This is a genomic window from Rodentibacter rarus (assembly GCF_001998965.1).
In the GTDB taxonomy this organism is placed as follows: domain Bacteria; phylum Pseudomonadota; class Gammaproteobacteria; order Enterobacterales; family Pasteurellaceae; genus Rodentibacter; species Rodentibacter rarus.
The window spans coordinates 1-10,788 of record NZ_MLHJ01000131.1; the positions used below are offsets into that span (position 1 = coordinate 1).

Below are 10,788 nucleotides of genomic sequence, written 5' to 3' on the forward strand. Positions count from 1 at the left end.
GTACAGCCCCTAAAGTAATGGTGCACCAATATAATCGTATTCTAAAAACTCCTCTCGCCAGTTATTTCCATTTAGCACAAAGCCGTCATTTTGAACAATCAACGCAAAATCGGTCTCAATTAAATCATCAAGAGAATATAAAACAAAGACATTATATTCTAAATAACTAAAGGGTTTACAGGCGATGTGCCGAACATATTCCGGTAAATTTTCTGGTCTTGTCGGACAAACAAGTAAGCAACTCAAGTTATCAACCGGAAATTTTTTCTGCAATTCTTCATAGGAACGCAGAATCGCATAGACAGATCCTTCTGCATAGTCTTGATGACCGGTGACACTCACAATGGTGAGGGTTTTATCTTGTCTGTCTGCCATCATTATATTGCCCCATTTTTACTTTTCATCTCCTTTTACCAATTAAAAACCAAGATAGCGACATCTCACTCTCTTGGTTTTCATCTCATAATGCAATAAATTCGGACTAGACCGATTTTTTATGATTATCATAAGCCGCTTTCACAAAGCCTGCAAAGAGCGGATGTCCATCACGCGGTGTTGAGGTAAATTCCGGGTGGAATTGACAGGCGACAAACCAAGGATGATTTGGCACTTCAATGATTTCCACTAATTTTTTATCCGCAGATAAACCGGTGACTTTCAATCCCGCTTTTTCAATTTGTGGCAGTAAAACATTATTCACTTCATAGCGGTGACGATGACGCTCTTCAATGGTTTCAGCGCCATATAACTCGCGTGCACGGCTTCCCTCGACCAAATGACATTGCTGCGCCCCCAAACGCATAGTGCCACCCAGATCAGATTGATCGGAACGGACTTCCGTATTACCATCAGCATCTTGCCATTCCGTAATGAGTGCCACTACCGGCTGTTCGCAATGACGGTCAAACTCGGAAGAATTGGCTTGAGTTAACCCTGCCACATTGCGGGCATATTCAATTAACGCTGTTTGCATCCCTAAACAAATCCCCAAATAAGGCACATTGTTCTCACGGGCATATTGTGCGGTACGAATTTTTCCTTCCACACCACGATAACCAAAACCACCCGGTACAAGGATCCCATCTACCCCTTGAAGCACCTCTACCCCTTTGGTTTCTACATCTTGCGAATCAATATATTTGATATTCACCGATAAGCGGTTAGTTAATCCGGCGTGTTTTAATGCCTCATTGACCGATTTATAGGCATCAGGCAATTCCGTATATTTGCCCACCATACCAATGGTTACTTCCCCCACCGGATTGGCTTGTTTATAAAGCACTTGTTCCCATTCGGAAAGATCGGCCTCTTGGCAATTTAAGCGGAAACGATCACAAACAAACTCATCCAAGCCTTGCGATTTCAATAATGCTGGAATTTGATAGATAGAATTCACATCTTTTAATGAAATCACCGCACGTTCCGGCACATTACAAAACAGTGCAATTTTCGCCCGTTCATTTGGTGGAATCATTCTATCAGAACGACAAATTAACACATCAGGCTGAATACCAATGGAAAGTAATTCTTTAACCGAATGTTGGGTCGGCTTGGTTTTAACTTCACCGGCAGTAGGAATATAAGGAACCAGTGTTAAATGCATAAATAGCGTATGTTCACGCCCCACCTGCACCGCAAGCTGACGCAGAGCCTCCAAGAACGGTAAAGATTCAATATCCCCTACGGTTCCGCCCACTTCCACGATCACCACATCATGGCCTTGCGCCCCAGCAATCACACGATCTTTAATCTCATTAGTAATATGCGGAATCACTTGAATGGTTGCACCAAGGTAATCACCACGGCGTTCTTTGCGTAATACTTCCGAATAAATTTTACCGGTGGTGAAATTATTCCGTTTCGTCATTTTTGTACGAATGAAACGCTCATAATGACCTAAATCCAAATCGGTTTCCGCACCGTCTTGTGTTACAAACACTTCACCGTGTTGAGTCGGACTCATCGTCCCCGGATCCACATTGATATAGGGATCAAGTTTCATAATCGTAACATTTAAACCGCGTGCTTCTAAAATTGCCGCCAATGATGCCGCTGCAATACCTTTACCGAGCGATGAAACCACACCGCCTGTGACGAAAATATAATTTGTAGCCATAGGAAACCTATTTTTGTTGGGATAGAAATGATGATAGCTAATCATCTTACGAGACATTTCACAAAAGTGCGGTCAAAAATTGAAGAAGATTAGCTACTAAAGACGGGACGGTAGTTTACCTTATTTATGGCGCTAACTCAACGGGAATAGCGGAATTAAAAGCAAAGCTTATCCACCAAATTTATAAAAAAACGACCGCACTTTAAAGTGCGGTCGTTTTACCTCTATTTAAGAATTTTCCATGTTCTAAATCCGTAGATAGCAATAACGATGAAGCATACTAAAGGCAAGATGAAAGAGAAGTTCACTGCTGGGAGTCCCATGACTTCACCCTGATCAATAATCATTCCTTGCAATGGTGGCATTAACGCCCCACCGACAATCGCCATAACCAAACCTGCCGCACCAATAGTCGATTCTTCTTTTAACCCATTAAGTGCAATACCATAAATGGTTGGGAACATCAGTGACATAAAACCGGAGGTTAAAATCAAACAATACAATCCTCCCACCCCATCAATGAAAATGACGCCAAGAATGCTAAAGAAACCACCGATAGCAAAGAGCATTAACATAAATTCAGATTTGAGATATTTCATAAGACTGGTACTAATAAAACGGCTAGCGATAAAAATCCCCATCGCAATGATGTTGAAATTTTGACCTTCTGCCTTAGTAAACCCTAAACGTTCTGCATATTGAACAATAAACGTCCAACACATAATTTGCACGCCAACGTAAAATACTTGTGCAATCACGCCCTCACGATATTTAGGTATCTGTATTAAACGACTGACTGCTTCTTTAAACGAAATACGATTATTGCCTTCTTCCACTCGTACTTTAGGCATTTTGTAAAGCCCAATAATAATCAGTACTGCAACCACTACAAAGCCTAATACAATATAGGGATCACGAATTTCCGCTAAATCATGAGTACGAATCCCCATTTTTTCCGCTTCAGATAACGTATTGAAAATGAGATTACCTGCTGCATCACGCTTATCTGACTCCAAATTGGTTAATACCAACTGAGAGGCCACAAACATCCCTGTGATAGAACCCAAAGGGTTAAAAGACTGAGCAAAATTCAACCGACGTGTGGCAGTTTGTGGATCGCCCATTGCAAGAATATAAGGGTTTGCCGTGGTTTCTAAAAAAGCCAAACCAAAGGTTAAAATATAAAGTGAAATTAAGAAAAAATTAAATTCTTCATATTTTGCTGCCGGCCAGAATAAAAAAGCGCCGATAGCATAAAGAATAAGCCCAAGCATAATGCCTGCTTTATAACTATATCGGCTAGCAAAGATCGCCGCAGGAATCGCCATCGTCCCATAACCACCGTAAAATGCAAATTGCACCAAGGCCGCTTCGGAGGCGGGTATTTCCATCACTGTTTGGAATACCGCCACCATTGGATTGGTAATATCATTGGCAAATCCCCATAGCGCAAATAAGCTCGTGATTAAAATAAAGGGGACAATGAATTTCTTTTCTAACACTTTGGCACTCATAATATTTTCCTTATATTAATTAGTAGAGAAGCACACAAAGAATCACTATTCTTCAATGCGTAATCCATAGGTATGGAATTTTCCTAATACCACTTGCATTTGCTCATGACTCAAAAGTGGAATATCCAAACCGGTGGCAAGCAACTTCAAATACCAAGAAGCCAATACCTCAACCTCTTGTGCCAGCCACAATGCTTTATCAAGATTTTCACCACAAGCGATTAAGCCATGGTGCGCCAGTAAAATTGCCTTACTTTTCTTAATTCCCTCAGAAACGTAAGAGGCAAGCTCATAGGTTCCAAATGTTGCGTAAGGCACACAAGGAATATGATCACTTCCTCCTACCGCAACCATGTAATGAATAGCCGGAATAGGTTTTTCAAGAATGGATAACCCAGCACAATGAAGAGAATGATTATGGACAACCGCATTGGCCTCTGCACGAGCTTGATAGACTGCTAAATGAAATTGCCATTCACTGGAAGGTAGTTTTCCCTCTTCATGTTTACCTTGACTATCAACATAAACAATATCGTCCGGTGTAATTAAATGATAAGGCATACCGGTGGGGGTAATCAGCATACCTTCTTTATAACGCACACTGACATTTCCTGCAGTCCCTTGGTTTAACCCCAATCGGGTCATTTCAAGGCAGGTATCGATAATTTTCTGTGAAAGTGTTTTTCTATTCATTTTTAAGACCTCTAAATTTGTTATAAAACCGGGGTAACCCCTTTTTTGATAATAATATTGCCGTATTTTGCAGTTTCGCCACTCATCACCACAGCATAGGCATGTTTTGTTCGCTCATAGAAATCAAAGCGGTCAATACGTTCAAGATTCGGCACAAAATCGACCGCACTTTGAATGGCCTCTAAATAGCGTTTTTCTACTTCAGGATCTAAGCTATCGCCTTGTACTGCCTTCATCATCACAAGCGGTGCTGTCACATAAGCATCAAATTCAAATAATGACGCAATCCCTTTTAATAAAGTCGCAATGGCAATCCCATCAGCTCTCACAACATGATGATGAAGCGAGTGAGCAGGAAAATGCGCATCAGCAAGGACAAGTTCATCACCATGTCCCATTTCAGCAAGAATTTTGAGTAATTCAGGGGAAATTGCCGGATGAATACCTTTTAACATTAAGATGACTCCTATTCGTTGTTTACAAAATTAAATCGTGGGTAAATTCGTTTGCGTTGCGGTTGCATCGCCTTTTGTGCCATTTCTTCATTGTCGTACACTCCAACACCGACAAAAGTAAACATTGCCGCACCTAAAACGGTTGCTTCTGCGACATCAACCACATCAATCGGTAACCCTAAAACATCGGCACGAATTTGGTTCCATAATGGATTTTTTGATCCACCACCAACACAAAGCAAACTCTCTGCTTTAAAATGACTCACCTGTTGTAGCACAGCCAATCCCTGTTTAAGCTGATTTGCCATGTAATAAAGTGCTGCACGATAGATCTCGCCACGAGAGGTAAACATAGAAAGCCCCTCTATCCGTCCTTGTCCAAGTTGATTAAAAACGCCCTGAAAATCGACCGCACTTTTACTCTCCTCGGCAGCCATAGCTTCTGTAATCATCGTTGAATAATAGCTATCCGTGCCATATACATCTGCAAATAACAGTTTTCCAAGCCATTCCATGATACCGGAGCCCACCCATTGCACTGCAGGGTTGAAGCAATTCCGTTGAACATCGAATTCTGTCGTCAGCCCTTGTGAAACAAAATCAAATTGTGGCTGTGCATATTGCGTACGAGCCATCAAAATTTCCCAAGTACCGGAACTAAGCACAGGTTGATTTAATCCTGCCCCTGAACCAAACACAGCAAATTGTGTGTCGTGTCCACAGGCGATTACCGGAATACGCTTTAGCCCCCACTTCATAGCAAGTGAAAGCATAAGATCACCTACTTTTTCACCCGCATAGCGCATTGGTGGAAAATGGGATGAGGTAAGCCCAAGCCATTGCAAAATATCTTCATCCCAATCACCGGTAGCGAGATTTGTCATCATTGATGTCCCCGCCATGGTGTGATCGGTGCTCCATTCCCCCGTTAAACGTTGAGTTAGCATGGAAGAAATGAACACGAATTTATCCATTTTTTGGAAAATTTCCGGTTCATATTCTTTTAACCAAAGCAACTTGAATAAAGTATTAAAACTGTATTGTCCGATGCCATTACGTTGATAAAGCGCTTTAACATCTAACAACTTATCTAATTTTTCCATTACCGGAAGTGTGCGTGGACACTTCCAAGAAATAATCGGATAAAGTTGCTGCCCATGGCGATCAAAAGGAGCCCCATCTACCCCAAATGTCGTCACAGAAATACCAACAATCTCTGCTAAATCAATATGTTGTTCTCTTAATTGTGCAATAGTTAGATCCGCACAATGAGATAATTTCTGCCAGATTTCTTCAAAATCCCAAATATGATAATCAGCGAATTTGATATCCGGTTGGGTATTGTTCGCCATATGATGGGAGGCCAAAATTTCACCCTTATCGCTCATCGCAATAGTACGCAAATTGGTTGCACCGCAATCAAAGATCAGCACGATAGGCATAAAAACTCCCCCTAAAATTGAGAAAAAGTGCGGCTGAAAAAGACATCGATTTTTACTCATAAATCACTCAAGTGATTTATTCGCTCCTTTGGATTTTGTGACCGCACTTCAATATGGGTGTTGATTGAAATGGTGGCACACACAGAAAAGTATGTGCCATTGCTATTATTTATAAAGTGGACCGAAGTTTTGACAAGCTCGATAATCCTGACCTTCTTTATCTTGACCAAACCCATTCCAAGCACTTGGTCGGAAGATATTGCGTTCTTCAATGTTATGCATACAAACCGGAATGCGTAGCATAGAGGCCAGTGTGATAAGATCCGCACCAACGTGCCCATAAGTGGCAACACAATGGTTCGCTCCCCAATTAGCCATCACGGAATAGACATCAGTGAATGCCCCTTTACCGGTTAAACGAGGTACAAACCAAGTAGTCGGCCAAGTTTCATTAGTACGCTTATTGAGAATATCGTGCACCTGTTCAGGCAAATCGATTGACCAGCCTTCTGCAATTTGCAATACCGGCCCTAAACCTTTGATAAGATTAATACGATGCATGGTAAACGGCATACCACCCTGCGTTAAAAACTGAGAAGATAAACCACCGCCACGGAAATATTCGTGTACCGCAGGACACCAACGAGTGTGTGCTAGGCAACGTTTTCCGTCCTCTTCAGTCACTTCCCAAGCCGGCTTAATGGTTGGATTACCATTTGCATCTTTATGTTGACCTGTACCATCAAGTGCAGCAGAACCGGAATTAATTAAATGGATAAAGCCACTTTCCGGTTTCCAACCCGTCACACGCTCAACGGATTCAGGGCTCCAATAAGTGCGCACATCAGCAAAAATCTGTGCCTGACCGGTGAGTTGATTGCCAAACAACATACATACGGCATTCAAACTATCGTTTTCAGTGGCAAGAATATAAGGTGGGCGAACGCCGTTCCAATCATAAGTAGAATTGAGCATCGCCTCCATAAAATCACCGTTTGGCAGATGATCCGTCCAATGACGCTGACCTTGAAATCCAGCAGCAATGGCATTATGCCCTAAAGCTTCTTCAGCAAAATTCAATTTCGCCAGTTTTGGATTCCCCACCATCAAGTCACGGGTAATAATGCTCATTTTCACTACATTTTCCCAAAGTTCGGCACGCTCTTCCGGTGTACGTTGGTTTTCCTGACTGTTTACATCAATGCCCTCTTGGCAATATTGTTTTACCCAAGAAAGTGCTAAATCCACTTCTTCTTGATCGTAGATTTTGCGATCTAAACGACGTTTGATTTCCGTCATATCCACATATTCGTTACGCATACCAAGGTATTCTTGGAAAAATTGTTGGTTCACAATGGAGCTTGCGATCCCCATAGAAACAGAACCAATAGATAAATAGGATTTTCCTCGAAGAGTAGCAACAGTAAGACCAGCACGGGCAAAACGTAACAGTTTTTCTTTTACATCTTCCGGGATATTTGTATCATTGGCTTCTTGCACTTCGGTTCCATAAATTGAGAAGGCAGGCAAACCTAATTGAGAATGGCCGGCTAATGCAGCAGCAAGGTAAACCGCGCCAGGACGTTCCGTACCGTTAAACCCCCAAATCGCTTTCGGCATATGCGGATCCATATCAATCGTTTCTGAGCCGTAGCACCAACAAGGGGTGACCGTAATCGTTAATCCGACATTTTCGCGTTTGAATTTATCCGCACAAGCCGCTGCTTCAGCCACCCCACCAATACAGCTATCTGCAATCACACATTCAACAAAAGAACCGTCTGTATAGTGAATATGGGTTTGTAATAAATCGACAACAGATTTCGCCATACGCATGGTTTGCTCTTCTAATGATTCTCGTACCCCCATACGACGACCGTCAATGGTCGGACGGATACCGATTTTAATACGATTAGTTTGAGTGAAAGATGTCATAATCGTGTTTCTCCTATCATTTTTAGTTCATATTGAAATCCCAGATAAGCGATTTATCTGCTTAACTTGAAATTATTCTTGAATAAAAAAATAGAAGAAGATAGAAGGGAAAGACCGTTAATTTCAAATTTGTGAAAAGGATCACAATAATCGGTCATTTTTAAAGAAAAATAATGCCCGTTTCTTACTTAAATTTTCAAAAATCGGGCAATTCGGTCATTATTTATTATAAAACGGTCAAAATATCGTTTTTTTCACAATAGGTTTGGAGCGTTTCCGACAAATCGGCATCACTAAAAAGAGTATTAATTTTGCTCAATTCCGTTAATTGTATGAGGCTTTTTTTCTCAAATTTAGAATGATCCGCCAAAAGGTAAGCATGTTCCGAAGCTTCCATCATTTTACGCTTCAAAGAGGCATTTAATTCATTGGATTCCCAAATATTTCCTTGATTATCAATGCCGGAACAGGAAAAAATAGAAAAATTAATGTGCAGACGTTGTAATAAATATTCTGATAATGGACCGTAAAATGCTTCATATTTTGATGAATAAACCCCTCCGGTCACAATAGTTTTGATGTTGGGTTTATCAACCAATGCATTGATATTAAACATAGAATTCGTCACAACAGTACAAGGAATATCCGGCATTAAATGTGCGAAATACCAACTTGTGGAACTCGCATCTAATCCAATCACTGCATTTTCATAAAGCAATTCAAGGGCATTTTTAGCAATGTATCGCTTTGCCGTTGCATTGATGTATCGCCGAGCCTGAAAAAAGGATCCAAGATCTGTCGTTTTATGACTTATCGCGCCGCCATGTGTACGATAAAGCAATCCTTGTTTCTCAAGCCGATTAAGATCACGCCGAACGGTTTCAACGGATATTTCACACTTTTCTGCCAATTCAGTCACCGTGGCTTTTCCCTGTTGATTAACCCATTGCAGAATCATCTCATCTCTATTACGCATATCCCCCCCCCAACCGTTCAAAATTGTTTCATTATAGAATGTTTTAAGAAAAGATAAACAGCTTATCATCTCAGAATTTCTAAGCTAAAATACCGTCAATTTTTAATGACAAGAGAGATTTTATGACAAACAAAACGCGAAGTGCGGTCATTTTGGCGGCAGGAAAAGGCACCCGTATGTATTCCGATTTACCCAAGGTGTTGCATAAGGTAGCGGGTAAACCGATGGTGAAACATGTTATTGATACGGCTCATTCTCTGGGGGCTGAAAACGTGCATTTAATTTACGGACATGGTGGTGAATTAATGCGTGAACGTCTTGCCAATGAAAAAGTCAATTGGGTCTTACAAACCGAACAGCTTGGCACAGCACATGCGGTGCAACAAGCCGCACCTTTTTTTAAGGATAATGAGAATATTGTCATACTTTACGGTGATGCCCCGCTGATTACAAAGGAAACCTTAGAAAAGCTCATTGCAGCAAAACCTGAAAACGGGATTGCATTACTTACGGTGAAGTTAGATAACCCAACAGGTTATGGCCGTATTATTCGTGAAAATGGCCGTGTAATCGCTATCGTTGAGCAAAAAGATGCCAATGCAGAACAATTGAACATTCAGGAAGTGAACACCGGCGTGATGGTTTCCGATGGGGTCAGTTTCAAAAAATGGCTTGCCCGAGTGGATAATCATAATGCTCAAGGTGAATATTATTTGACCGATTTAATTGCCCTTGCCAACCAAGATGGTTGCCAAGTTGTTGCAGTGCAGGCAACGGATGTAATGGAAGTTGAAGGGGCTAATAATCGCCTGCAATTAAGTGCGCTTGAACGCTATTATCAACGTAAACAGGCGGAACGTTTATTATTAGACGGCGTGATGTTGGCCGATCCTACTCGTTTTGATTTACGCGGTTCCCTTGAGCATGGTAAAGATGTAGAAATTGATACCAATGTGATTATTGAGGGAGATGTACGCTTAGGAAATCGGGTGAAAATAGGAACAGGCTGTGTATTAAAAAACGTAGTGATTGCCGATGATGTGGAAGTGAAACCTTATTCTGTGTTAGAAGATGCCAGCATTGGTGAAAAGGCCGCAATTGGACCGTTCTCCCGTTTACGCCCGGGTACAGAATTGGCCGCAGAAACCCATGTGGGTAACTTTGTGGAAATCAAAAAATCCCTTGTCGGTAAAGGCTCGAAAGTCAACCACTTAACCTATGTGGGCGACAGTGAAATCGGGTCAAATTGTAATATCGGTGCGGGGGTGATTACCTGTAATTATGACGGCGCTAATAAATTTAAAACCATTATTGGTGATAATGTCTTCGTGGGTTCAGATACGCAATTAGTCGCTCCAATCACCGTTGAAGACGGCGCAACTATCGGAGCGGGCTCAACGATTACACGCCATGTAGGCAAAGACGAATTGGTGATAACCCGTGTACCACAACGCCATATTCAAAATTGGCAACGCCCGGTGAAAAAGAAATAAATGATAAATCCCATACTATGTGGGATTTTTTATGAAAAGTGATCTGCCCCCAAAAGTTGGACAGATTATTAACTTAAATATTGAGTTCGGTATTGCACCGGGCTCAATCCTTTTAAATCCAGTTTTATTCGTTTTTCGTTGTAATCACTGTTAATGATCATGCA

10 protein-coding genes are annotated in these 10,788 nt (G+C 41.4%); 1 reads left to right on the top strand and 9 read right to left on the bottom strand.

The genetic code is table 11. The annotated features are described in order from the left end of the window. Positions 1-9: 9 nt before the first annotated feature. The 8 genes from BKK50_RS11255 to BKK50_RS11290 all read right to left on the bottom strand — a co-directional run bounded on the left by BKK50_RS11255 (position 10) and on the right by BKK50_RS11290 (position 9,131). Entirely contained in the window at positions 10-375 is a 366-nt protein-coding gene (locus tag BKK50_RS11255; protein ID WP_143529821.1) for a DUF5672 family protein, read from the bottom strand. A 106-nt stretch (positions 376-481) separates the two neighbouring features. Further along, on the bottom strand, positions 482-2,116 hold the full coding sequence (pyrG, locus tag BKK50_RS11260; protein ID WP_077418138.1) for a glutamine hydrolyzing CTP synthase: 1,635 nt from the start codon (positions 2,114-2,116) through the stop codon (positions 482-484). Positions 2,117-2,340: 224 nt separating this feature from the next. Beyond that, complete coding sequence (fucP, locus tag BKK50_RS11265) at positions 2,341-3,630, bottom strand: L-fucose:H+ symporter permease (protein ID WP_077418141.1); 1,290 nt, start codon at positions 3,628-3,630, stop codon at positions 2,341-2,343. Positions 3,631-3,675: 45 nt separating this feature from the next. Further along, positions 3,676-4,323 carry an L-fuculose-phosphate aldolase gene (gene fucA, locus BKK50_RS11270; RefSeq protein WP_077418143.1) on the bottom strand — a complete coding sequence of 216 codons (648 nt, stop codon included), beginning with the start codon at positions 4,321-4,323 and terminating at the stop codon, positions 3,676-3,678. Positions 4,324-4,343: 20 nt separating this feature from the next. Beyond that, positions 4,344-4,778: an L-fucose mutarotase gene (fucU, locus tag BKK50_RS11275; RefSeq protein WP_077418146.1), complete on the bottom strand. Its 435-nt coding sequence runs from the start codon at positions 4,776-4,778 to the stop codon at positions 4,344-4,346. Positions 4,779-4,789: 11 nt separating this feature from the next. Then, positions 4,790-6,220, bottom strand: coding sequence for an L-fuculokinase (gene fucK / locus BKK50_RS11280; RefSeq protein ID WP_077418149.1), 1,431 nt, complete (start codon positions 6,218-6,220; stop codon positions 4,790-4,792). Between the two features lie 165 nt (positions 6,221-6,385). After that, a complete protein-coding gene (gene fucI, locus BKK50_RS11285) occupies positions 6,386-8,155 on the bottom strand; it encodes an L-fucose isomerase (RefSeq protein ID WP_077418152.1) in 1,770 nt (589 codons plus the stop codon). A 226-nt stretch (positions 8,156-8,381) separates the two neighbouring features. Continuing rightward, a complete protein-coding gene (locus tag BKK50_RS11290) occupies positions 8,382-9,131 on the bottom strand; it encodes a DeoR/GlpR family DNA-binding transcription regulator (RefSeq protein WP_077418160.1) in 750 nt (249 codons plus the stop codon). A 122-nt stretch (positions 9,132-9,253) separates the two neighbouring features. Between BKK50_RS11290 and glmU the strand changes: the two genes are divergently transcribed. After that, positions 9,254-10,624, top strand: a complete 1,371-nt coding sequence (gene glmU, locus BKK50_RS11295) for a bifunctional UDP-N-acetylglucosamine diphosphorylase/glucosamine-1-phosphate N-acetyltransferase GlmU (protein ID WP_077418155.1) — start codon at positions 9,254-9,256, stop codon at positions 10,622-10,624. Positions 10,625-10,692: 68 nt separating this feature from the next. On the opposite strand, the gene BKK50_RS11300 is transcribed toward glmU, so the two are convergent. After that, on the bottom strand, positions 10,693-10,788 hold a 96-nt coding region (locus tag BKK50_RS11300; RefSeq protein ID WP_143529822.1), incomplete at its 5' end, for an IS3 family transposase.

Bases quoted from the DNA above. Each gene is read 5' to 3' on its own strand.
- glmU (WP_077418155.1), top strand. From the start codon at position 9,254: ATGACAAACAAAACGCGAAGTGCGGTCATTTTGGCGGCAGGAAAAGGC.
- fucA (WP_077418143.1), bottom strand. From the start codon at position 4,323: ATGAATAGAAAAACACTTTCACAGAAAATTATCGATACCTGCCTTGAA.
- fucP (WP_077418141.1), bottom strand. From the start codon at position 3,630: ATGAGTGCCAAAGTGTTAGAAAAGAAATTCATTGTCCCCTTTATTTTA.
- pyrG (WP_077418138.1), bottom strand. From the start codon at position 2,116: ATGGCTACAAATTATATTTTCGTCACAGGCGGTGTGGTTTCATCGCTC.
- fucI (WP_077418152.1), bottom strand. From the start codon at position 8,155: ATGACATCTTTCACTCAAACTAATCGTATTAAAATCGGTATCCGTCCG.
- fucU (WP_077418146.1), bottom strand. From the start codon at position 4,778: ATGTTAAAAGGTATTCATCCGGCAATTTCCCCTGAATTACTCAAAATT.
- BKK50_RS11290 (WP_077418160.1), bottom strand. From the start codon at position 9,131: ATGCGTAATAGAGATGAGATGATTCTGCAATGGGTTAATCAACAGGGA.
- fucK (WP_077418149.1), bottom strand. From the start codon at position 6,220: ATGCCTATCGTGCTGATCTTTGATTGCGGTGCAACCAATTTGCGTACT.
- BKK50_RS11255 (WP_143529821.1), bottom strand. From the start codon at position 375: ATGGCAGACAGACAAGATAAAACCCTCACCATTGTGAGTGTCACCGGT.